The sequence below is a fragment of the Aquidulcibacter sp. genome (assembly GCF_044346625.1).
Classification (GTDB): Bacteria; Pseudomonadota; Alphaproteobacteria; order Caulobacterales; family Aquidulcibacteraceae; genus Aquidulcibacter.
Window position 1 is genome coordinate 53,356 of record NZ_JBIIYV010000001.1, and the last position, 22,348, is coordinate 75,703.

The 22,348-nt window shown below is 56.8% G+C and carries 17 protein-coding genes; 7 read left to right on the forward strand and 10 right to left on the reverse strand.

Features of this window, described 5'->3' with window-relative positions; translation table 11 throughout:
• Positions 1 to 360: 360 nt before the first annotated feature.
• The 3 genes from ACIQ20_RS00260 (at position 361) to purB (ending at position 4,771) form a co-directional block, all read left to right on the forward strand.
• The gene (locus tag ACIQ20_RS00260) at positions 361 to 1,797 is read left to right on the forward strand and encodes a spinster family MFS transporter (RefSeq protein ID WP_395776260.1); all 1,437 of its coding nucleotides are present in this window, start codon (positions 361 to 363) and stop codon (positions 1,795 to 1,797) included.
• 116 nt (positions 1,798 to 1,913) lie between these two features.
• Positions 1,914 to 3,350 (forward strand): spinster family MFS transporter, encoded by a 1,437-nt coding sequence (locus ACIQ20_RS00265; RefSeq protein WP_395776262.1) that lies wholly within the window; start codon positions 1,914 to 1,916, stop codon positions 3,348 to 3,350.
• A gap of 104 nt (positions 3,351 to 3,454) precedes the next feature.
• The gene (purB, locus tag ACIQ20_RS00270) at positions 3,455 to 4,771 is read left to right on the forward strand and encodes an adenylosuccinate lyase (protein WP_395776264.1); all 1,317 of its coding nucleotides are present in this window, start codon (positions 3,455 to 3,457) and stop codon (positions 4,769 to 4,771) included.
• Between the two features lie 2 nt (positions 4,772 to 4,773).
• On the opposite strand, the gene ACIQ20_RS00275 is transcribed toward purB, so the two are convergent.
• Both ACIQ20_RS00275 and ACIQ20_RS00280 read right to left on the reverse strand, forming a co-directional pair.
• A complete protein-coding gene (locus tag ACIQ20_RS00275) occupies positions 4,774 to 5,229 on the reverse strand; it encodes a PaaI family thioesterase (RefSeq protein WP_395776266.1) in 456 nt (151 codons plus the stop codon).
• Positions 5,226 to 5,702, reverse strand: coding sequence for a PaaI family thioesterase (locus tag ACIQ20_RS00280; RefSeq protein WP_395776268.1), 477 nt, complete (start codon positions 5,700 to 5,702; stop codon positions 5,226 to 5,228). The genes ACIQ20_RS00275 and ACIQ20_RS00280 overlap by 4 nt, the downstream gene beginning before the upstream one ends.
• Positions 5,703 to 5,781: 79 nt before the next feature.
• Between ACIQ20_RS00280 and ACIQ20_RS00285 the strand changes: the two genes are divergently transcribed.
• The gene (locus tag ACIQ20_RS00285) at positions 5,782 to 7,587 is read left to right on the forward strand and encodes a DUF4153 domain-containing protein (RefSeq protein ID WP_395776270.1); all 1,806 of its coding nucleotides are present in this window, start codon (positions 5,782 to 5,784) and stop codon (positions 7,585 to 7,587) included.
• 44 nt (positions 7,588 to 7,631) lie between these two features.
• Entirely contained in the window at positions 7,632 to 9,017 is a 1,386-nt protein-coding gene (fumC, locus tag ACIQ20_RS00290; protein ID WP_395776272.1) for a class II fumarate hydratase, read from the forward strand.
• A gap of 27 nt (positions 9,018 to 9,044) precedes the next feature.
• Here the strand turns inward: fumC and ACIQ20_RS00295 are convergent, their stop codons facing one another.
• The 5 genes from ACIQ20_RS00295 to ACIQ20_RS00315 form a co-directional block, all read right to left on the reverse strand.
• The gene (locus ACIQ20_RS00295; RefSeq protein ID WP_395776274.1) at positions 9,045 to 10,829 is read right to left on the reverse strand and encodes a DUF885 domain-containing protein; all 1,785 of its coding nucleotides are present in this window, start codon (positions 10,827 to 10,829) and stop codon (positions 9,045 to 9,047) included.
• A 27-nt stretch (positions 10,830 to 10,856) separates the two neighbouring features.
• Complete coding sequence (locus tag ACIQ20_RS00300; protein ID WP_395776276.1) at positions 10,857 to 11,906, reverse strand: RluA family pseudouridine synthase; 1,050 nt, start codon at positions 11,904 to 11,906, stop codon at positions 10,857 to 10,859.
• An 11-nt stretch (positions 11,907 to 11,917) separates the two neighbouring features.
• Positions 11,918 to 13,294 (reverse strand): M28 family peptidase, encoded by a 1,377-nt coding sequence (locus tag ACIQ20_RS00305; RefSeq protein ID WP_395776278.1) that lies wholly within the window; start codon positions 13,292 to 13,294, stop codon positions 11,918 to 11,920.
• An 80-nt stretch (positions 13,295 to 13,374) separates the two neighbouring features.
• Positions 13,375 to 13,824 carry a DUF2141 domain-containing protein gene (locus ACIQ20_RS00310; RefSeq protein ID WP_395776280.1) on the reverse strand — a complete coding sequence of 150 codons (450 nt, stop codon included), beginning with the start codon at positions 13,822 to 13,824 and terminating at the stop codon, positions 13,375 to 13,377.
• An 88-nt stretch (positions 13,825 to 13,912) separates the two neighbouring features.
• Positions 13,913 to 14,500, reverse strand: coding sequence for a DUF2306 domain-containing protein (locus ACIQ20_RS00315; protein WP_395776282.1), 588 nt, complete (start codon positions 14,498 to 14,500; stop codon positions 13,913 to 13,915).
• Positions 14,501 to 14,607: 107 nt separating this feature from the next.
• Here ACIQ20_RS00315 and ACIQ20_RS00320 point away from each other — a divergent pair, with 107 nt between their 5' ends.
• Positions 14,608 to 15,420: a LytTR family DNA-binding domain-containing protein gene (locus tag ACIQ20_RS00320; protein ID WP_395776284.1), complete on the forward strand. Its 813-nt coding sequence runs from the start codon at positions 14,608 to 14,610 to the stop codon at positions 15,418 to 15,420.
• Between the two features lie 845 nt (positions 15,421 to 16,265).
• Here ACIQ20_RS00320 and scpA read toward each other — a convergent pair.
• The 3 genes from scpA to ACIQ20_RS00335 are packed head-to-tail and all read right to left on the reverse strand — an operon-like array spanning position 16,266 to position 21,113.
• Positions 16,266 to 18,416: a methylmalonyl-CoA mutase gene (gene scpA, locus ACIQ20_RS00325; RefSeq protein ID WP_395776286.1), complete on the reverse strand. Its 2,151-nt coding sequence runs from the start codon at positions 18,414 to 18,416 to the stop codon at positions 16,266 to 16,268.
• A complete protein-coding gene (locus tag ACIQ20_RS00330; RefSeq protein WP_395776288.1) occupies positions 18,413 to 20,245 on the reverse strand; it encodes a methylmalonyl-CoA mutase family protein in 1,833 nt (610 codons plus the stop codon). The genes scpA and ACIQ20_RS00330 overlap by 4 nt, the downstream gene beginning before the upstream one ends.
• Before the next feature lie 40 nt (positions 20,246 to 20,285).
• On the reverse strand, positions 20,286 to 21,113 hold the full coding sequence (locus ACIQ20_RS00335; RefSeq protein WP_395776290.1) for a helix-turn-helix transcriptional regulator: 828 nt from the start codon (positions 21,111 to 21,113) through the stop codon (positions 20,286 to 20,288).
• 263 nt (positions 21,114 to 21,376) lie between these two features.
• On the opposite strand from ACIQ20_RS00335, the gene ACIQ20_RS00340 reads away from it, so the two are divergent.
• Complete coding sequence (locus ACIQ20_RS00340; RefSeq protein ID WP_395776292.1) at positions 21,377 to 22,348, forward strand: NAD(P)H-dependent flavin oxidoreductase; 972 nt, start codon at positions 21,377 to 21,379, stop codon at positions 22,346 to 22,348.

The following is a 22,348-nucleotide window of genomic DNA, read 5'->3' on the forward strand; positions in this document are numbered from 1 at the left end:
TGAAAAAAGGGGCCAGTTGAGCCCCTTGTGTTACATCGCCGCGATTTGATGAGGGGACTATCCCCCACCAAGCCGCGGCATTCTAACGAGTACAAGTGCGACGTTGCGCATGATGGGTTTCCTCAAACTTGGCTCAAAGGCATAAACATGCGCCACGACTTGGTCAAGCGAAATTTCTTAGAATTAATTCCTGCATTTTGTAGGTTTATTGGAATTTAAATTTAATCGCAGAGGAAACTCACACAAAACCGTGTTTTACCCACTTCAGTTGTTTGCAAGTGGGCAAGTTTGGTTAAGCTGGAGGTCAAACCAAAGCGCTTGAATCAAACAAGTGCACACAAAATGAAACGGGGAGATGTCATGTCAGATCAACGCGAACCCATAGGCGCGTGGAGCTCAAAATCCGATAGCCCGACGGCAGAAGGTGCCCCTGCCCCCTTGAGCGCTGCCTATGTGCGTTATGCGCTCTGGATGTTGTTGATCATTTACACCCTTAACTTTCTCGACCGCGGCATTATTAACATTCTTGCTGGCCCGATCAAAAAAGATCTTGGCATCAGCGATAGTGCCCTTGGCCTTTTGATGGGCATTGGCTTTGCCTTTTTCTATACCATCTTAGGCCTGCCAATCGCGCGCTTTGCCGAACGTGGGAACCGCGCCAAGATCATCTCAGTTTCAGTGGTGATTTGGAGTGCGTTTACCGCTTTGTCTGGCGCGGCGCAGAATTACTGGCATTTGCTGCTGGCCCGGGTCGGTGTTGGCGTTGGCGAGGCGGGTTGCACGCCACCGGCTCACTCCCTCATCTCTGACTATGTGCCAGCCGACAAGCGCGCATCAGCCATCGCCTTTTATTCCTTGGGTGTACCGATTGGCAGCGCGCTCGGATTGATCATTGGGGCAACGATTGCCGACGCCTTTGGCTGGCGTTGGGCCTTTGCGATCGTCGGCTTGCCCGGTGTCGCAATCGGCGCGTTAGCGTATTTTACGCTAAAAGAGCCACGCAAACTTGGTCTTGTCCCGCAGCCCAAAGCTGGGTCTGGTCCAACGCTTTTGGCGACGGCTAAAGAACTGACCAATCGCAAATCCTACTGGTATGTCGTGGGTGCCGCGACCATGATCTCCTTCCTCAGCTATGGGAAGAGTGCCTTTATCCCGGTCATGCTGGCGCGGGTGCATGGCCTGTCGCTGACAGAGATCGGCACACTTTTGGCGCTCAGTGGCATCGTGGCCGGGGTTTTAGGAACAATGATTGGCGGCTTTATCGCGGATCGGGCAGCTAAGACGGATGTGCGGGCCTATATGACCATTCCGATGGTTGCCTTTATTCTGTCAGTCCCATTCTTCTTGTTTGGCATGTTTGCTGACAATGCTTATTTCGCCATTGCTTTCTTGACGCTGCCGGCCCTGTTGAACTCCATCTGGTACGGGCCGGTTTATGCGTCCATTCAAGGCCTCGTCGGCCCACAAAGCCGGGCGACGGCGGTCGCGCTGATGTTGTTTGTCCTGAACATGGTCGGCCTCGGTCTTGGCCCCTTCACGGTAGGTCTAGTTTCCGACATCCTGACCCATCAGCACTTTGCGGCCAATGCGCCTGCAGGGCTGGAGTTTGCGTCCTATTGCGCCAAGAAAGCGGCCACCGCAGGCGAAGCGATTTGCACGGTCGCTCAAGCGGAGGGCCTACGCCTGTCGCTGGCGTGGCACAGTGTGCTCGGCGTCTTGGTGGTCGCGTTCTTTTTACTTGCACGCCAGACGCTGAAGCAGGACATGGCCGAAGTGAAAGCGATGAGTGCGAGCTAAAGAAGCCCTTAGCCATGCAAATAAATCGCGCCATGGCATTGCTTTTTTCCACGTCGGCCCGATGGTAGGCCGATAAGAAAGGCGGGCATAGACCTGCCTAAAAGGGGAACGACCGGATGGACAAACAGTCAGACACGATTATCGGCGCAGGAACGCCCGCGCAGCCACAAGCCCTCAGCCCGGCCTATGTGCGCTATGCCCTGTGGGTGTTGTTGATCATCTACACGCTCAACTTCGTCGACCGTCAGATTGTGGCGATCTTGGCAGGGCCGATTAAGAAGGACCTTGGCATATCGGATGGCCAATTGGGCATGTTGATCGGATTGGCTTTTGCCTTCTTTTACACCATTTTGGGCATCCCCATCGCCCGCTATGCCGAGCGTGGAAACCGCCCTGGCATTATCGCCACGGCAGTAATCGTCTGGAGTGGTTTTACCGCTTTGTGCGGCTTGGCCCAAAACTTTACCCAATTGCTGCTCGCCCGCATTGGCGTCGGCGTGGGTGAAGCGGGCTGCACGCCCCCTGCCCACTCGCTGATCTCGGACTATGTGCCTGCGGAAAAGCGCGCGTCTGCCATCGCCTTTTATTCGCTCGGCGTGCCCGTTGGCACCGCGATGGGCTATATTGTGGGGGCATTCATCGCCGAAAATTATGGATGGCGAGTTGCCTTCTTTGCCGTCGGGATTCCTGGTCTGATCATTGGCGTGATTGCCATTTTGACGTTGAAAGAGCCCCGCAAATTGGGTCTTGTGAAGCTTGGGGCAGCAGGCTCTGCGCCCAGCTTGCGTCAGACGTCCCGTGAACTTACCAATCGCAAATCCTATTGGTATGCTGTTGGGGCCGCGACGACAATCTCCTTTCTTGGCTACGGACATGCTGCATTTTTGCCAATTTTCTTCGCGCGTGTGCACGGTATGGCGCTGGGGGATATTGGTACGGCCATGGCTCTCATGACCTTTTTTGCCGGGGTAGCCGGCACTATGATTGGCGGATTTGTCGCCGATCGGGCTGCGAAAAGTGATACACGAGCCTATATGATGGTGCCCATGTTGGCATTCATCGTCGGTATTCCCTTCTTCTGGGCAGGCATGTTCGTAGAAGGCACTCTGGCCTGTATCCTCTTACTGGCGATTCCGACCTTAATGAACTCGGTCTGGTACGGCCCGGTCTATGCCGCGGTGCAAAGCTTGGTCCGTCCGCAAAGCCGGGCGACCGCGGTGGCATTAATGCTGTTCGTGGTCAATATGATCGGGCTTGGCGCTGGTCCAACCGCGGTTGGCTTCCTGTCTGACATGTTCGCGAGCCAGCACTTTGCCAGTATTGGTCCGGCTGGGGCCGAGTTTGCAAGCTTCTGCGCCAAGGGTGCAGCGACAGCCGGTGACGCCATGTGTGGTGCCGCCCAAGCCGAAGGCATTCGCTGGTCGTTGTTATCGTCCAGCTCGGTTGGTCTTTTGGTGATCTTATTCTTCACTCTGGCTCGCAACACAATCCGCGAAGACTTGCTTGCGACGGCCGACGCCACTGCAAAAGATCAAGCCGCAACCGCTTCCTAGGCCCAAGCGCGGCTTTCCGCGCTTGACCTCACAGCCAACAGCTACAAAACAGGGCCGCCGGTGGGACTCACCAGCGGCCCTTTGTTTGATGACGGAACGCCACCATGATCCCCCGCTATGCCCGCCCTGAAATGATCGCCATCTGGGACGCTCAAACCCGTTTCAAAATCTGGTTCGAGATTGAAGCCCATGCCGCCGATGCGCTGGCAGATCTTGGCGTCATTCCCAAGGAAGCGGCAAAGACCATTTGGGACAAGGCTGGCAACGCGGTGTTTGATGTCGCGCGCATTGACGCGATTGAGGCCGAGACCAAGCATGACGTTATCGCCTTCTTGACCCATCTGGCAGAGATCGTCGGCCCTGACGCCCGCTTCGTCCACCAAGGCATGACAAGCTCTGACGTGCTCGACACCTGCCTTGCTGTGCAATTGGCCCGCGCGAGTGACTTGTTGATTGCAGGCGTCGACCGGGTGCTGACAGCGATTGAGAGCCGGGCGAAAGAGCATAAGCACAGTGTTCGCATCGGCCGCAGCCACGGCATCCATGCAGAGCCCACCACATTCGGCGTGACCTTGGCTGGCTTCCATGCTGAGTTTCAGCGTGCCAAGGCCCGCCTAATCGCCGCCAAAGCCGAAATCGCCACCTGTGCCATCTCTGGCGCAGTGGGCACTTTTGCTCAGATTGACCCACGCGTAGAAGCCCATGTTGCGGCAAAAATGGACCTCGCGATTGAGCCTGTTTCAACCCAAGTCATTCCACGCGACCGCCACGCCGCCTTCTTCTGCGCGCTCGCCGTCGTCGCTTCTTCCATTGAGCGCTTGGCCACCGAAATTCGCCACATGCAGCGTACCGAAGTGCTGGAGGCGGAAGAATTCTTCTCGCCCGGCCAAAAGGGCTCGTCGGCCATGCCGCACAAGCGCAACCCAGTTCTGACCGAGAATTTGACAGGCCTCGCCCGCCTCGTCCGCTCTGCCGCTGTGCCCGCACTGGAAAATGTCGCTCTATGGCATGAGCGCGATATCTCGCACTCCAGTGTCGAGCGCGGCATTGGCCCAGACGCCACCATCCACCTCGACTTCGCGCTCCACCGCCTCGCCGGCGTGATGGAAAAGCTGTTGATCTATCCAGAGCGGATGAAGGCAAACCTCGACTTATTGGGCGGGCTACATAATTCCCAACGCGTGCTTTTGGCCCTCACCCAAGCCGGGGCGAGCCGCGAGGATTCCTATAAGATGGTGCAGACCAATGCGATGGCGGTGTGGTCCATGCCCAGCCCACGCCCCGCAACTGCGTTGTTGGACCGCCTGCTTGCAGACAGCCAAGTCACGAGCCTGTTGACGCCTGAGCATATCCAAGGCTTGTTTGACGACAGCCACCACTTTGCCCAAGTCGACACGATCTTTGCACGCGTGTTTGGCTAAGCTTAAGACTCCGCTTCAGCCTCATCGCTTTTCAGCAAGAAATGACCGTGTAGGGCCGCGATGGGGTCTGCGCTGTCAAACTGCCAAGCTTCAACCCGCACATTGGCAATGCGCCGCCCAAGCTTCGTCACATGGGCGCGGGCATAGGTATCCACCGGCCTACCAGACCGCAGATAATCAATCGAAATATCAATAACTTTGGGAATTCTCTTACCACCTTGTGCTAAGAAAATTTGCGCCACAGCCGTGAGTTCCATCAAAGCCCCGACGACACCGCCATGTAGAGCCGGCAACATGGGATTGCCGATCAGGTCATCCTTGAAGGGCAGAATGGCCGTCAGTTCATCACCCTTGAGTTCAAACTGAACGCCAAGAAATTTCGCATAGGGCACGGCCTCAAACATGGCGCTGAGTTCGCCCAAATTCACACGGACCGGGGTAGCGGATGTTTCATTCATTTCGGCGGCCTCCGGTTTTGCCCCATGCGGCCAGAGGTCCCCATCATAAAGGCTGCTTGGGCGGCGGCGACCGGATCGGTTTCATCTTCACTATCAAAAGCAAAGGCACGCACGAAGGCGACCGTCTTGGTCATGCGATAGCAATGGGCCTCTGCACGTATGGTCGCGCCCTTTTTGGCCGGGCGCATATAGTCAATCCGCAAGTCGAGTGTTGCCGTCGACATAGGCTCGCTCAGCGCCGCAAAGGCCGCCACGCCGCATGTGTTGTCCAACAAGGTCGTGACAACGCCCGAAGCGATTACGCCCGTTTCAGGATCCCCCACCAAATCCTCGCGCCAATCCACTTCGACCACAGCGCGGGCTTCGGTGATGGAGACAACGCGCATACCCAGAGCGCGGGCCTGCGGCGTGCCTTGAATCATCATGGCACCGGCTGTCGCCATTTTTTGCCAAAGAGGTGTCTCGTCATTCATGCGGCTACCTTAATGAGATGTGCACGATTTGGAAACGTGGCAAGACATAGAGGAGTGCCTGCGTGATGGAGTAACCAGAATGATTGTTAAGAGCCAACCCCTTTCAGAACGCGCGGCATTATTCCTGCGCCTTGGCGTCGGTCTTATCATCGGTCTTGTGATTGCGTTCTTGATTGGGGACGACAATAAGAAGTTTGCCGAGTCCATCATGCCAGAAGACTGGCGGGAGATCTTGGCCCAGACCTTAGCGCTTGTGGCATTTATCATCTGGGCAGGTGCGGCCGTGATGCGGCGCGTTAGCCTTGCCATCTGGTCAGGCGTTGCTGCAGCCGGGTTGCTTTTCATCCTGTGGCATGTGCGAATTTACTCCGGTGATGGCAACTCCAGCGAATTGCAATACATCCTAATCTTGTTGGCACTCACTTTCATCGGCAATGAATTGGTGTCGAGCGCCGATCAAGCTGGCAAACCGTTTGCAACTTACGAACTCTATTTTGATGAAGCTTGGAAACGTGGCGTCCAATTGGTCCTCGCCATTGGCTTTACATTGTTGTTTTGGGGCATTTTGCAATTGGGTGCGGCCCTATTGGGCTTTATCGGCTTCAAATGGCTCACCGATTTATTGCGGAACGAGTATTTTGCCCTGCCCATCACCGGCCTTGCCTTCGCGAGTGCGGTGCATCTTGGCGATATTCAGCCCAAGCTTCTAGCCAATGTAAGAGGCCTCGCTTTAGGGGTTCTAGCGTGGCTTTTGCCGGTCATCACTCTAATCGGGGCGATTTTTGCGGTCAGCTTAGCCTTTAGTGGTTTGCAACCCTTGTGGGATACCAAAGCCGCAACAGCCACGCTTCTAGGTGCATGCATCGGCTTTGTGCTGTTGATCAATGCGGCCTTTCAGCAAGGTGAGCAGGATCGCAAGGTTCATGTCGTCTTGAAATGGTGCGTCTGGCTGGCAGCGCTTCTGTTGTTGGTTTTTGCCGTTCTCGCGGCGTGGAGCCTTGGCCTGAGGATCAACCAATACGGCCTCACGATTGATCGCACCGTGGCGGGCATGGTGGTGGTGATCGCGCTGGCTTATGGCATTGGCTATAGCGTCGCGATTTTCTGGCGCGGGCCGTGGATGGAGAAACTAAAGCCCCTCAATATTGGATTGGCCGTGTTTAAGTGCGTGGTCTTCATCGCCATCTTGACGCCCGTCGCCTCGCCTGCGCGCTTAAGCGTCGACAATCAGGTGGCACGTCTCACCTCAGGCAAGATCAAGCCAGAGCGCTTCGACTGGTTCGTGCTAAGTGCCGATACCGGTACCTACGGCAAGTCAGCACTCGACAAGCTTGTGGCCTCATCCGATCCATCCATCGCTAGCTGGGCCAAACGCGCCAGCGAGGGCAAGCTGGAACGCCGCCGCTATTACGACGAACCGGGTTTTGAGGCAGAAGAGGCCAAACCAGCCGATCTTTCGCGCCTGAAAGTTGTCAGCCCCAAGGGCGCGAAACTGCCAGCCAGTTTCCTAGCGAAAGACTTCACGACCCTACCAGACTATGTTGTTCCGCGCTGTCTCATGCTCGAGCCCATGCGTGAGATCGAACGATGCACAGTCGCGCTCCTGAACGTCGACCAAGACCAAGCCAATGAGGTCGTGGTGCTATCGCGCGATGAAGGAATTTCGGTGTTCAAGCAGACATCGGCAGGTTGGGTTGGCCTAACCCAGTCCATCCGCCTGTATGATGAAGATTCCCAAGAAGCGTTCAAGCGCGGCGACATCAAAACGGCTGAACCGGTTGTGCGCGATCTGATGCTGGGAAGAAATAGACTCCACCTTACGCCAGTAAAGCCGGTCTCAGCCGCTGCTGCGGCTGAGGACACGTCACCCCCTTCAAAACGCTGATCGATCCAGCTAAGCCGTCACCAACATCATCTGAGAGGCACCCCATGAGCACGCGCACCGAAACCGATACATTTGGACCCATCGAAGTCGCTTCTGACCGCTATTGGGGTGCGCAGGCCGAGCGCTCGCTCGGCAATTTCAAGATCGGTTGGGAAAAGCAGCCTTTGTCCATCGTGAAAGCGCTCGGCATCGTCAAACAAGCTGCCGCGCTCGCCAATATGAAGCTCGGCAAAATGGATAAGGACTTGGGCGAGGTCATTATCAAAGCCGCTCAAGAAGTCATTGATGGTAAGCTGAACGACCACTTCCCGCTGGTCGTTTGGCAAACAGGCTCTGGCACTCAGTCCAATATGAATGCCAATGAAGTCATTTCCAACCGCGCGATTGAGATGCTGGGCGGCGAGATGGGCTCGAAAAAGCCCGTGCATCCTAATGACCATGTCAACATGAGCCAAAGCTCGAACGACACCTTCCCGACCGCCATGCATATTGCCTGCGCGGTGGAGGTCGCCCACCATTTGCTCCCCGCTTTGAGCCATTTGCATGCGGCTTTGGACGCCAAAGCCAAGGCTTGGGCCGACATCATCAAGATTGGCCGCACGCACACCCAAGACGCGACGCCAGTCACCTTGGGCCAAGAATTTTCGGGCTATGCCAAGCAGATTGAGAATGGCATCGCCCGCATCCGCCAAACCTTGCCTGCTTTGATGGAACTGGCCCAAGGCGGCACCGCCGTGGGTACAGGCCTTGCCTCGCCCGTCGGCTTTGCAGACGCCGTGGCGACTGAAATTGCGGGCCTGACGGGCCTGCCCTTTACCAGCGCCCCCAATAAATTTGAGGCCTTGGCCGCCCATGACGCCATGGTCTTCACCCATGGGGCCATCACCACCGTGGCGATGAGCTGCTTCAAAATCGCCAATGATATCCGCTTCTTAGGCTCTGGCCCACGCGCGGGCTTGGGCGAATTGGCTTTGCCGGAAAATGAACCCGGCAGCTCCATCATGCCAGGCAAGGTTAACCCAACTCAATGCGAAGCTTTGACGCAAGTCTGCGCCCATATTCTGGGCAATAATGCCGCCATCGCCTTTGCGGGCAGCCAAGGCCATTTCGAACTCAATGTGTTCAACCCGATGATGGCCTATAATTTCCTACAATCCGTCCAGCTTTTAGGCGATGCCGCCGTCAGCTTCACCGACAATTGCGTCGTTGGAATTGAACCCCGCCTCGACAATATCGCCAAGGGCCTCGCCAATTCCCTGATGCTGGTGACGCCGCTGAAGGAAAAATACGGCTATGATCTAGCCGCCAAAGTCGCCAAGACCGCCCACAAAAACGGCACCACTCTGCGCGAAGAAGCCATCGCGCTAGGCATCAGCGGCGAAGACTTCGACGCCATCGTGCGCCCGGAATTGATGATCGCGCCGGGGTGAGGCCAGTCGAAATCGACTGCCCTAAACTCAAGCCTCCACCAATTCCTTCAAGATATCCAAAGGCACAAAGCCGCTGCCGAGGACGATGTCGTGGAACTTCTTGATGTCATAGCGGCTGCCAAGACGGCGCTGGGCGTCGGCGCGTAGGCGTAACATTTCCATCTGGCCAATCATATAGGCCGTGGCTTGGCCCGGCATGACGATATAGCGATTGATGTCGCGCGTGGCGCTCTCAAGATCGCCCGGTTGATTGGCCAGGATATAGGCAATCGCTTGCTCTTTCGGCCAGCGCTTGGCGTGCAGGCCCGTATCGACCACCAAGCGAATGGCGCGGCGCAATTCCAGCACTTGGCGGCCAAAGTCTGAATAGGGGTCTTGGTAGAAGCCCATATCCTTACCCAAACGCTCGGTATATAGGCCCCAACCTTCCGAATAAGCGGTAAAGCCCGAGAATTTGCGGAAGCGTGGAATGCCCTGCAATTCTTGCGCGATCGCAATCTGCATATGATGGCCCGGCAAACCTTCATGATAGGCCAAAGCCTCCATCTGATACGTCGGGATCGCCTTAACATTGAAGGTGTTCACATAGTAATAGCCCGGCCGCTTCCCGTCCGCTGATGGACGCGAATAGAAAGCCAGACCTGCTGAAGCCTCGCGGAACGGCTCCACCGCGCGGACTTCGAGTGGGGCCTTGGGCATCAGATTAAAGGCGGTAGGCAGACGAGCTCGCATGGTGTCGATCAACGCGGTTGCTTGGGCAACATAGGAAGCCTTACCTTCTGGCGTATCGGCGACAAAGAAACACCGATCAGTCTCCATAAAGTCAAAGAAAGCGTCGCGCGTGCCGGTGAAGCCGACCTTGCGCATTATGCTTTCCATCTCGCCATGGATGCGCGCAACAGCATCTAAGCCCAATTGATGGATCTCGTTTGCCGTCAAACGTGTAGTGGTTTGGGTGGCCAAGCGCTCTGCATAATAGGCCTCACCATCGGGCAAAGCCCACACGCCATCGGTGGTGCGCGCCTTAGCCTGTTGCTTGGTCATTTCCGCGATAATGGCTTCATAGGAGGGTTTGACTTTATCGATCAGCGCGGCGCGAGCTTGCGCCTTTAGACGGTCCTTGGTGGCGATATCGAGTGTGGTTTTGTCGATCTTGCCTTTGATATCGCTCCAGAAAACAGACTCCTTGCCCGTCTCGGTAAAGGGTGCCCCAGCCAACAAGTTCTGGCAATTAGACAGCACAAAGTTATAGAGATGCCGCGGCGGTGTGATGCCCTTTGCTGCAGACTCGGCCGAGCGCGCCAATAGACCACCGACCTTTACTGGCATGGCTTCAAGGCGCGCAATATAGGCTTGCGCATCCTCTAAATTTGCCACCGAATGATTGTTAGCCAAGAAAGTCGGGATGCCGGACTGCGCGCCATTATGCTGATCAAACACATAGGCATGGCCACGATACGGCGCATTTGCCTTAGCATTTTGGGTTAGTTTGTCGAATAGACGCACGCTTAGCGCATCAGTCGAATTCACCTTCATGGTAGCAGCAAGGGCAGCCACTTCCTGATTGGTCTTGACCTGAAACGCGAGGCTCTGCGCCGCATAAGCATCAGAATCATCATTCCAGCGGTCCTGCCCGCGCTTATCGCCGAGGCCTGTCGCGCGTTCGGGATTGCGCACTAAAGTCTGGTCGAAATAGCGCTCGAACAAGGCATTCAACGGCGCAGACGCCTCTTGCGCATGAGAAGGCAAAGAAAGGCCCGCAAGACCCATACTGGCAGTTCCAGTGGCTAAAAGAGTGCGACGCGAAATCATGGTGAGGGCCTTTCGTGGGGTCAAAAACTATAGGTCGGAAAGTGCGGCGCGCAAGGCCAATAGGTCCGCAGGCAAGTCGCTTTGAAAGCTCATCCGCTCGCTGGTGGCGGGATGGGTGAAGGCGAGGGTTTCGGCATGCAGGGCTTGGCGCTTCAAGCGGACTTCTTCGGGCAAGGCGGTGTTCAAGGCGCGCGCAGCTCTTGTGTCGCCATAGACCTGATCGCCAATCAATGGCATGCCAATATGGGCCATGTGGACGCGGATTTGATGCGTACGACCGGTCTCGAGCACACACACCATTTCCGTAGCTGCCGCCCCGGGATTGCCCTGCAGGCCGATGCCAAAGCGCTTGACGATCTCATAATTGGTCGCCGCATTTTTGCCAGCAGAGGCGGTGTCTGCCACGACCGCCATGCGCTTACGGTCGCGCGGTTCCCGCGCCAACCGTGCGTCCACCCGACCGCTCTTGCCCCATGGCGCTTTGGGTTGACCCACACCAAACGCACGATACCGCCTTGAAATGGTGCGATCCTGAAATTGCCGACCGAGCGAGGCCAAAGCAAACTCACTCTTACACACCACCATCACCCCAGACGTATCCATGTCCAAGCGGTGCACAATGCCCGGTCTGCCCGTCGCACCGACCACTTTGAGACTGTCGCCTGCATGCCAGAGGACGGCATTGACCAAAGTCCCAGTCCAATTGCCCGGTGCTGGATGGACCGACAGGCCCGCAGGCTTATCCACCACCAGCACATGGGCGTCCTCATACAGGATCGAGAGCGGGATGTTCTCAGCTTGAGGCTCGGCTGGTTCTGGCGGGGGCACTTCAATGCGATACTGGGTGCCCGCCTTCACTTTGGCGGAGACATTCATCTCCTTGACGCCGTCGCGGTAAACCCGCGCTGCTTCGATCAAATGCTTGATGCGTGAGCGGGAAAGCGCCGGGAAGGCCTCTGACAAATACTTGTCCAGCCGCTCACCCGCCGCCTCTTGCGGCACCACAACTTCCTGCAGGCTGGGCGCGACATCAGGAGCGTCTAGAGCTTCAACATCGGCAAACTCATCATCTTCCATGCGGGTGATGACTATTCCGCCCGAAAATCAAGCGTTGTCCAGGCCGCAAACCACGCTGTCACGGCATAAACGGCAACATTCTGACGGACACTGGCCAAGTCTACCTTCTCCAGAATATCATCGGGCGTGTGGTGGATGGCAAAATATTTGCTGGCATCTTGCTGCAAATCCATCACCGGCACACCCAAGGGCCGCAAGGTTGAGATATCCGATTGGCCACGGGCATCATCCGTGCCTCGGGCCACGCCCAAAGGCTTCAAGGCCTTTGCAATCGCTTCTTTGACTGGGCCAGTCCCCGCGCCAAAGCCGAAATCAGCCTGATAGACTTTCCCGTCACCGGAGTCAGACTCGGCTGCAAACACATACGAACCGGCTTGCCCCTTGATCGCTTGAGCATGGGCTGCCGCCCCAATCAGACCAACTTCTTCAGCGCCATACCAAATCATACGGATGGAGCGTTTAGGTGGCCCTGCAATGTCACGCACCAACTTCGCAGCGGCAGTTACAATCCCACAGCCAACGGCGTCATCCAAAGCACCCGTGCCAAGGTCCCAGGAATCCAAATGGCAGGCCAGCACGACATATTCATCGGGACGCTCTGTCCCGCGCATTTCGGCGATCACATTGCCAGACTGGGCTTCGGGCTGAACCTTTGTCTGGACTTGCATCCGAACTTGGGTCGGCCCCTTTTCCAAGACGCGTCCCAATTGATTGGCATCCGCATTGGCGAGGATCAGGACTGGCAGCTTCCCTTGTTGGCCGCGGGCACCTTGGCCTACATGGACCTCCCGTTCAGACGTGCCGGCAGAGCGGATTAAACAGCCAATGGCACCCAGTTCTGCCGCGACAGAGGAACATTCCCGCCGCTTTACCACGGCCTTGCCATAGCCACTGCCATCTTCGGTAACCGGCATGATGTCATCCACAAACGCAATTTTGCCGCTCAACGAAGCCGGAGCGGAGGCACGCAAGGCCGCCATATCGGCAAAGCGCACCACCTCACCCACGATGCCTTCAGCCGGGGTCGAAGGCGATCCGCCCGTAGCATGAACTTCAAGGCGTTGGGCATGGGGTCCGACAATCGTGGCCGTCTCAATGACCCGCTCCCAAGCGGTCAGCGGGAAGGTCTCAACCCGCGCATTGGTGAAGCCCTCTTGTGTGAGGCGTGCAACCGCCCAATCACGGGCGCGGGCTTCGGCCTCAGTACCGGCTAACCTTGGCCCAATATCGGTGCTCAGATCACGGGTTATGGCATAGGCGCGGTCGTCTTTCAGAGCTGCCTCGATCAAAGCCGTGGCGGGCGGGGTTGGCACCTTGGTTTGTGCAGAAACCAAGCTTGGCAACCATGCCAAAAGACCTGCAAGAACCAAGACCTTTACTCTACCCATCACCTACCCCTTTTGCATCGCTTCGACCGTCATCGTAGTCATGACCGCTAGAGCGATGCAAGCCCATTTACCCCTTCAGCCTACTTGATCTGGATGGTTTGGCTGTTCTGACCAGACTGAACCACAAAGCGTGTGGCTTCTGCCTTAGGTGGGCCCAAGGTGGCCACAGCATTGTTTGAGAAAGCAAAGGGTTCTTTCGGAATGCCGAAAGGGCCCATGTCCAGTTTTTGATTGCCATTCTCGTCGCGAAACGCGCGCATCGTGCAAACTTGCCCCACGCGTTGATCTGGAAAGCGGATCACAACTTGTGGGCCGCGCACGTCGGCTAGCGCCGGGATGAACCTGCCCTTATCGCCGGGCTTTTCCGCACACGACAGTTGCGCCATCACTTGGCCCGCCTGCTTTTTAAAGCCTGTAAAGACAAATTGGACAGGGGCCAGAGTGCTGGTTGGGGATGCCATGACAAACGGACCGGTTGCGAAGAAAAGCGTGATCGCGGCAACAGGAAAAAGGGGGAATTGGTCGCGCATCGAATAGACTCCTTAGCGTGGTTGGGGGAGAAGTTTGGGGAGAAGTTGGGCACTGGGTCGGGAAAGGGATCGGGCTTAAGCGCCGCCCCTATCCAAATAACAGGGCATAAAAGGTGCGACCTGGAATGAAGGTCATGAGGCCTGCCAAGCAAAGCCCAAAATAGAGGCCGCGCATCGTCTTTAAATGACCTTCCACGTCGCCTTGACGGATATACCAGATAGCGCGAGGCAAGCTGTAGAGCGTCCAAACCGACAGAATGTGGATGGGACCAAATTGGCCCAGCATGGGGGCAAAGCTCTTCATAAAGAAACTGGAGAACGCCGTCGTCACCATCGTCAAGGCCCAGATCCGACCCATCATTTTATGGCCCGGCGTCCCTTTTGGTCCAAAGAGTACGATGCCACCCAGAACCAAGGAACTGGTTGCACCACCAATGTGGATGAGCGTGACAAGGGGAAGCTTGGCAAAGACCTGCCAATCTGGCGCACGCGGCGTAAAGCTCTGACTTAAGATATAAGCCCACACGTTTGGCCCAAAGGATGAGAAGGCTAGAGCGACCATACCAATCGCAAATATGTAGCCCAGCAGGGGCTGAACGATTACCAGTAATTTCCCGATCGGGCTTTGTGCGGCGCTAGGGAAGTCGTTGTTCTTGGGGGAGGAAATGTCGGTCATGTGGTTTAGCTCCAAATCGTGTCACAAGGTCTTTGCGGTAGACGCAGGACATCGTTAGAAAGGCGCCTGAGCGCTTGCACGCGCCTTTACGTGGAGAAACTGGCATTATGCGCGAAACACCAAGCTCTGTGGTTCACGAAGCGCCAAACACCAGCTGGATCCAGTATTTTACAAGTCCTGAAACTTTGCGCGGGATCGGGATAAGCCAAGCGCTGGGTAGTCTCTTGGCAATATCAGGCGCGTTTGAGACCATAGACCTGCCACTCTGGTTGCGCTTTGCCTATTGGCTCCCCGTCATGCTGGCGGGTGCTTTGATTGGCGGATTGATCAGCTGGAAATTGGTGGCGATTGAGCGCTGGGCTCGCTCACCCTTTATGAGTTGGGCGGTGGTGACCGTGCTAGTAGCCCTCCCAATGACAGTGATTGTCTGGCTCATCACAGGCTTGGCTTTTCAGGGCACTCTAAACCTACGGGCTCTCCCCTTTTACTTTGCCCCAGTCGCAATCATCTCCGCTTTTATGTCGGGCATTTTGACCTTTACCAATCAAGCCCCACGAGAGACCCACGCTGCCCCAGCCCTTGGCGAGGCGGGCGACACCCCTGCCCCCATTCGATTCTTAGAGCGCCTGCCAATTTCGCTGCGCGGGGCCGAGATTTATGCGGTCTCCAGCGAAGATCATTATTTGCGTATCCATAGTTCGCGCGGGACAGACCTGATCTTGATGCGTTTAAGCGATGCGATCAGTGAATTGGACGGCATTGAAGGCGCACAAGTTCACCGCTCCTGGTGGGTGGCCCGAGGTGCTGTGAAAGACGTCGAACGCGGCGACGGCAAAGCCGTCTTCACCCTCACCAACGACACCCAAGTCCCCGTAAGCCGCACCTATGCCAAAGCCTTGCGTGAGATTGGCTGGTATTAGGAATTTCGGAGTAGGTGCTACAAATACCCCTTCAGTCCCTTCGGGACAGCTTCCCCACAAGTGAGGAAGCGGATACGCCCCAACTGCTGCCACGTGCCGCTTCCCCATTCATGGGGAAGCTCCGGCGAAGCCGGTGAAGGGGTGCTTCAGCAGGGACAAAACAAAACTTATCCCCCTCCATCCAAACCCCGCATAACCTAAGCCCATCTCCGACGAGAGGGCGTTGTTGCTGCAGCGGCGACACCGGTTGGGGATGGGTAAGCGGGGTTAATCGGGGTGGACGTGGCTGCCTCGTGTTTTCATGAAGATTAGCTCGTCCTCATGCCCGGTGTGCTTGAGCCCGACTGCCGTGTGAAGCCGGAGGTCAGGTCTTTCAATAGGCTTGAATCAAAACTCGCGGGATCTCCTTGAGTGCGCTTAAAACGCACTCTTTAAAGGTCTTCATGTACAGGCGGGGGAAATGTCACCACCGAGGAGGGCTCATGATCTTCCCTTGGGCACACAGACTTATTTCAGCCGGGGCGCACGGTTTGCGTCGTATTCCGGGCCAGTCCGTTAATCTGGCCCACCCCCTATTTGGCGCACACCACGCGCCCCGGCCCCTCTACAGGTGCACCCCCGGTGGTTTTCCACGCGGGGCTATGGGTGTTAGTGGCGAAAAGCCCCTTCAGTCCCTTCGCGGCCAGCTTCCCCATGAATGGGGAAGCGGCACGTCCCAACTGCTTCCGCTTGCCGCTTCCCCGTTTACGGGGAAGCTCTGCCGAAGGCAGTGAAGGGGTGTTTCCACTCAAAACGCCTTTGCAGCAGGCTGTGCCGCCGCAAGAGAGATTGTTCCGAAGATTTCCCTAATACCCCAAGCGCCCACTCAACGTACCGATCAAATCAACGACCGCTTCGCCAATCACCGTACCGGGCAAATACACGGCACTTGCGCCCATTTGCTTGAGGACGGGCACATCATCTGGCGGGATGACGCCGCCGATGACGATCATGATGTCGCTGCGGCCCTCGGCTGAGAGCGCTTGGCGAAGCGCGGGTAGAAGCGTCAAATGGCCTGCAGCGAGGGAAGAGAAGCCGATGACATGGACGTTATTCTCCACCGCTTGGCGGGCGGCCTCCTCAGGTGTCGCGAACAAGGGGCCGATATCGACGTCAAAGCCCAGATCGCTAAAGGCGGTTGCGATCACCTTTTGGCCGCGATCATGGCCGTCTTGGCCCATTTTGGCGACGAGGATTTTGGGCGCGCGACCATCGGCCTTGGCAAAAGCGGCAATCGCCTCACGGGCTTGTTGGATGACAGGGTTCGACGGGTCCGCTTCGCGGGTATAGACCCCTGAATTAATGCGGATTTCAGCTTTATGACGACCATAAACATCTTCCAAAGCCAGCGAAATTTCGCCCACCGTAGCTTTCGCCCGAGCCGCCTTGATCGCGAGATCCAGCAGGTTACCAGACCCGTCGCGGGCCGCAGCCGTCAGATCAGCACAAGCCGCATCCACATCGGCTTGATTACGTTCGGCCTTGAGGCGCTTCAATTTCTCAAGCTGCTTCATGCGCACAGCGGTATTGTCGACCTTAAGAACGGGAACGTCCTCGACTTCATCGAGCGGGAATTTATTGACGCCGACTACGGTCTGCATGCCGGTATCGATACGCGCTTGTGTTTTCGCGGCGGCCTCTTCAATGCGTAGCTTGGGCAGGCCTTGTTCGATGGCTTTCGCCATGCCGCCCAAGGCCTCAACTTCTTCAATATGCTTCCAAGCCCGCTCGGCGAGGTCGGCCGTAAGCTTTTCGACATAATAGCTGCCGCCCCACGGATCGATCGGGCGGGAGAAGCCTGCTTCTTCTTGCAGCACCAATTGGGTATTGCGCGCAATACGAGCCGAGAAATCGGTCGGCAAGGCCAGAGCCTCGTCAAGGCTATTGGTGTGCAGGCTCTGGGTGTGGCCATGGGTAGCGGCCATCGCCTCAACACAGGTGCGCACCGCATTGTTGAACACGTCTTGCGCCGTCAAACTCCAGCCAGAGGTTTGGCTGTGCGTGCGAAGCGCAAGGGACTTCTCGCTTTTGGGATTGAATTGCTGGACCAAGCGCGCCCACAAGGCCCGCCCTGCCCGCATCTTGGCGACTTCCATGAAGAAGTTCATGCCAATCGCCCAGAAGAAGGACAAACGCGGTGCAAACGCATCAATATCCAATCCTACATCCAGCCCGGCGCGGATATAATCAAGGCCGTCAGCGAGGGTGTAAGCGAGCTCCAAGTCCGCCGTCGCTCCGGCTTCTTGCATATGATAGCCGGAGATGGAGATCGAATTGAACTTGGGCATATTTTGGCTGGTGAAGGCAAAAATGTCCGAAATGATCCGCATGCTTGGGCCAGGAGGGTAGATATAGGTGTTGCGAACCATGAATTCTTTGAGAATATCGTTCTGGATGGTGCCAGAAAGCTTGTCTGGGCTGACGCCTTGTTCTTCTGCCGCCACGACATAGAGCGCGAGGATTGGCAGGACCGCGCCATTCATGGTCATCGACACGCTCATTTGGTCGAGCGGGATGCCTTCAAACAGGGTGCGCATGTCATAAATGCTGTCGATGGCGACACCCGCCATGCCAACATCGCCTAGAACGCGGGGGTGGTCGCTGTCATAGCCGCGGTGGGTTGCCAGATCGAAAGCGACCGACAGGCCCTTTTGGCCAGCGGCCAGATTGCGACGGTAAAAGGCGTTGGAATCTTCTGCCGTCGAGAAGCCCGCATATTGGCGGATCGTCCAAGGCTGTTGAACATACATCGTGGGATAGGGCCCACGTATATTGGGGGCAATACCTGGAAGCCCGCCCAAATGGTCAAGCCCTTGGAGGTCTTCGGGGCCATAGGATGGCTTTACCAAAATATCTTCGGGCGTGCGCCACGTCTCAGTGCTCGCCGCTCCTGTTGCTGCGGAGGTCACATTCGGCGTGCCAAGCTCTAACTGGCTAAAGTCCGGTAGCTTGCTCATGCTGGCTCCTCCAAAAGGGTGATGGCGTGAGTGAGTGCGGCCAAAATGTCCGATCCAGCAAACAGATTGCGATCAATATTGGCGGCTTGGAACTTGCCCGCCAACCAAATCTGTTGAGCACCGGCGGCCTTCAGGGCTGCAGCAGCTTCGGCGGCCTCGGCCTCATAGGTTGCATCATCGCCGCACAGGCACACAAGGTGCGCGCCGCTCGCCTTAAACGCTGCAATCAAAGCGGCTTGATCTGGATAGGCAATGTCTGCGCCCAACGCCTTAATGCCACCAGCTTCAATCGCATTGCGGGCAAAGCCGGCACGTGCACTGAACTTGGCGAGGCTGCCCAAGGTCGCCAGAAAAATCTTGGGGCTTAGGCTGTCAGCCCGATCTCGCAAAGCTTCAAAATCTTGGGCCAAGCGCATGGGCGGAATGGCCCCGGCTAAGGGTGTTGCAGGTGGGGTGGTGGCGGAAATCGAAGGAGTAGCAGCCAGAACCTCATCCAGATTGGCATAGATGTTGATGCCAATGAGTTGAGTCTTGCGCTTGGCGATATCGCGGGTGCGGGCAGCGCGCGTTTCTGCGACCCATCCCTGCACCAAGCCTTGATCCAAAGCAGAGGGCAGACCGCCAGCGCGTTCAATCTCTTGTACCAAGGGCCAAGCCGCTTGGGCCAAGTCCTCAGCCAAAGCCTCCATCGCCCACGCACCACCTGCTGGGTCAGTCACACGGCCGAGATGGCTCTCTTCCTGCAGGATCAATTGGGTGTTGCGGGCGATGCGACGTGCATTCTCATCAGCCAGACCAAGGGCACTCGAATAAGGCAGAACAGTTATTATATCGGCACCGCCCGCTGCGGCACCAAAGCAGGCACACGTCGCGCGCAAGATGTTCGTCCACGGATCGCGCTTGGTCTGCATCCGGCCAGACGTCACCGCTTGGAGGCGCATGGGGGCCGCGACGCCGCAGGCGTCCAAGACCCGCGCCCATAGCCTGCGGGCAGCGCGCTGCTTGGCGATTTCCAGCACCACATCTGGCCCTGTTGCAAGGGTAAACAGCAAGGTCGAGTTAACTGCAGCAGCGCCAAGGCCCATTGCCTCACCTGCCCGCAAATGGGCGATCCCAGAGGCAATCAATACCGCCAGTTCTTGGGCGTCAGAGCCGCCGCCTTCATGAACAGGGCGCGCATCGGCACGCAGGCAGGTGGCGCGCGGGAAGATACTCGTTATCTGGGCCGCAAAGCCTGCCGCAGCTTCAAGGCTGCAGCCAGACTGGCCATTCATCCGGGCAGCCATGGGATCAAGATTGAAGGCAAGCTTCGCCGTAACTCGATCGCCTTGCGGCACGGCATCGGCTAACGCTCGCGCAGCCCCCAACGGATCGGCAGGCGCATCAAGAGCGACAGTCGCCAATGCCAGCAAGATGCCTTTGATCAAGACTTGAAAGTCTGCAACGCGAGCGGCGGCAACACCACAATTGCCGCTAGGATCAATCACAAACTCAAGGGACGATACACCGCGTTCCAGATCGTAAAGCGCGGTTTGGTTGGCCGCTTGTGGGTCGGGGTTCAAAATGGTTTGACGGATGTCCCAAGGCAGGAATGCATCGCGCACTGCTTCCGCGCCTCGAATGAAAGGCGCTTGGCCAGCAACCCCAGTGCTCACAGCTGGGTTTGGCGCGTCAGCTGCGGTGTAGAGCGGCCGGACTGGTACGCCATCATAGGTCTGCCCAATCAGGCGATCAAACGGGGCACCCTTCAATGCTTTCTCCGCCAGCTCCCGCCAGCGCGCAATTTCGGGGTCAGTGAAGCCAGAAGCCAATGCGAATGGATGAGTCATAGGGTGGCAAGTGCAGGGCTAAGCCCGCCTCGTCAAGACCTCACCTAGCGGTAGATACCAGTCGGACCAAATCTGCTTGCCGCCGCAAGCCCAATTTAGCCAGCAGGCCTTTGATTTGGCTTTTGACGGTGGCTACGGAAGTCTTACGGATTGCCGCAATCTCTTCGACCATGCGGGCCTGCGACAATAGCGTTGCGATATTGGCTTCAGACTTGGTGAGTCCCGCAAAGACTTGCAAACCTGTGATGGTCGCCATTTCGTCTTGCGCTGTTTTGGGCAGAAGCACCGCCACATAGGGGCCTAAAGTCGCCTCACATTTGAATAAGCGGACCATATCAACGACCCAGCCATCCAAGGTCCGCAGGGGGACAGACAAGTGCTTACCTTGATAGCCATCATACAAAACGCCAAGACCCGCTTGCAGGTCGGTGACACTGCGGGCCGCCAAGGCTGTCAATCTGCCATCCTTCAAACGCAACGTGCTCGATGCCTCAATGCGGCGAGCCCATTTTGATGTGCCTGCATGAACATGACGGGATTGGTCCACGATCACGCCATGGACGCCCGCAGCCTCTAGGCCACCCAAAAACTGTTTGCGCTTGGAACGGCGATCTTTCTCTTCCTTGGTGTCATAGCCGGAGTCAGTTTGCCACGACGGCACGTGCTCGTCGGAAATGCGATCAATTCCATCAAAGGCCCAGGAAATCGCAACGGTCTCTAGATTATCAAAGCCAAGTGGCATTGCCTGCATGGGTTCATAATCGGGCCGAATCTTTAAGTCGGAACTAGAATTATCCGCCTCTGCGTCAGACGATGATATATTCGTTGGTTCAAAAGAACCATCTTCCCCGGGTTTTTCCGTGCTCATACAACTTCCCCAAGCCGAGAGCCCATCTTGTTGGGCCCTATGAGCAAAGTCCACTCAAAATAGCGGTTAACGGGCGAACTGAGGCAAATTGGTGCGCAAATGTGATCAAAAGTCACCTTTACTTCTAGGGCAAGGCTCGCTGCTCAAAATGGGCAATGCCAGTTTAGTCGTGCGCTTCTACTTGCATCACGGCGCAGGACACGCCAAGACGGGACCATAAACGTAGCCATAATGGCACTTGCCACACTGCTCTGGGAGTTCACATGTCGGTACCTGCAATTCTATCTCGCCTTCGCATCCCGGTGATCGGGGCACCGCTTTTCATCATTTCCAACCCTGATCTGGTCATTGCTCAATGTAAGGCTGGCGTCGTGGGTTCGTTCCCGGCGCTTAACGCGCGACCTGCCCATGTGCTTGAAGAATGGCTCGACAAAATCACCACGGAATTGGGTGAGTGGACTGACAAAAATCCAGACCGTCCAGCCGCGCCATTTGCGGTCAACCAGATCGTGCACAAGACCAATGATCGCCTGATGCATGACGTGGAAGCCTGCGTGAAGTTTAAGGTGCCGGTCGTCATCACCTCATTAGGCGCCCGCGAAGACGTGAACCAAGCGATCCAGTCTTATGGCGGGATCACGTTGCACGACATCATCAACAACCGCTTTGCAAAGAAGGCCGTTGAAAAAGGTGCAACCGGCCTGATCGCGGTTTCCGCGGGTGCAGGCGGCCATGCTGGCACCCTGTCGCCTTTTGCTTTGGTGCAAGAGATCCGCGAGTGGTTTGACGGACCCTTGTGCGTGTCTGGCTCGATCGCCAATGGCGGTGCTGTTCTAGCAGCCCAAGCGATGGGCGCAGACTTTGGCTATATTGGTTCTGCCTTCATCGCGACCGCTGAAGCCAATGCCGAAGAGGCCTACAAGCAAATGATCGTCGACAGCAACGCCGACGACATTATCTATTCCAACCTGTTTACTGGCGTTCATGGCAATTACCTGGCCCCGTCGGTAGTCAACGCTGGCCTCGACCCATCAAACCTGCCTGAAAGCGACCCATCTGCCATGAACTTCGGTTCTGGCGGCAATCAATCCAAGAAGGCTTGGCGCGATATTTGGGGCTGCGGCCAAGGCATTGGCGCGGTCAAAAAAGTGGCGACCGCTGGCGAATTCGTCGACCGCTTGGCTGCTGAATATGAAGCGGCGAAAGCACGGGTTATGGCAGCTCCGCTGCGCTAG

Excerpts from the sequence above, each read along its gene's own strand:
- ACIQ20_RS00275 (WP_395776266.1), bottom strand. The coding sequence starts at position 5,229 with ATGAATGAAACATCCGCTACCCCGGTCCGTGTGAATTTGGGCGAACTC.
- ACIQ20_RS00315 (WP_395776282.1), bottom strand. The coding sequence starts at position 14,500 with ATGACCGACATTTCCTCCCCCAAGAACAACGACTTCCCTAGCGCCGCA.
- fumC (WP_395776272.1), top strand. The coding sequence starts at position 7,632 with ATGAGCACGCGCACCGAAACCGATACATTTGGACCCATCGAAGTCGCT.
- ACIQ20_RS00295 (WP_395776274.1), bottom strand. The coding sequence starts at position 10,829 with ATGATTTCGCGTCGCACTCTTTTAGCCACTGGAACTGCCAGTATGGGT.
- ACIQ20_RS00330 (WP_395776288.1), bottom strand. The coding sequence starts at position 20,245 with ATGACTCATCCATTCGCATTGGCTTCTGGCTTCACTGACCCCGAAATT.
- ACIQ20_RS00320 (WP_395776284.1), top strand. The coding sequence starts at position 14,608 with ATGCGCGAAACACCAAGCTCTGTGGTTCACGAAGCGCCAAACACCAGC.
- ACIQ20_RS00335 (WP_395776290.1), bottom strand. The coding sequence starts at position 21,113 with ATGAGCACGGAAAAACCCGGGGAAGATGGTTCTTTTGAACCAACGAAT.
- scpA (WP_395776286.1), bottom strand. The coding sequence starts at position 18,416 with ATGAGCAAGCTACCGGACTTTAGCCAGTTAGAGCTTGGCACGCCGAAT.
- purB (WP_395776264.1), top strand. The coding sequence starts at position 3,455 with ATGATCCCCCGCTATGCCCGCCCTGAAATGATCGCCATCTGGGACGCT.
- ACIQ20_RS00285 (WP_395776270.1), top strand. The coding sequence starts at position 5,782 with ATGATTGTTAAGAGCCAACCCCTTTCAGAACGCGCGGCATTATTCCTG.
- ACIQ20_RS00300 (WP_395776276.1), bottom strand. The coding sequence starts at position 11,906 with ATGGAAGATGATGAGTTTGCCGATGTTGAAGCTCTAGACGCTCCTGAT.
- ACIQ20_RS00280 (WP_395776268.1), bottom strand. The coding sequence starts at position 5,702 with ATGAATGACGAGACACCTCTTTGGCAAAAAATGGCGACAGCCGGTGCC.
- ACIQ20_RS00260 (WP_395776260.1), top strand. The coding sequence starts at position 361 with ATGTCAGATCAACGCGAACCCATAGGCGCGTGGAGCTCAAAATCCGAT.
- ACIQ20_RS00310 (WP_395776280.1), bottom strand. The coding sequence starts at position 13,824 with ATGCGCGACCAATTCCCCCTTTTTCCTGTTGCCGCGATCACGCTTTTC.
- ACIQ20_RS00265 (WP_395776262.1), top strand. The coding sequence starts at position 1,914 with ATGGACAAACAGTCAGACACGATTATCGGCGCAGGAACGCCCGCGCAG.
- ACIQ20_RS00340 (WP_395776292.1), top strand. The coding sequence starts at position 21,377 with ATGTCGGTACCTGCAATTCTATCTCGCCTTCGCATCCCGGTGATCGGG.
- ACIQ20_RS00305 (WP_395776278.1), bottom strand. The coding sequence starts at position 13,294 with ATGGGTAGAGTAAAGGTCTTGGTTCTTGCAGGTCTTTTGGCATGGTTG.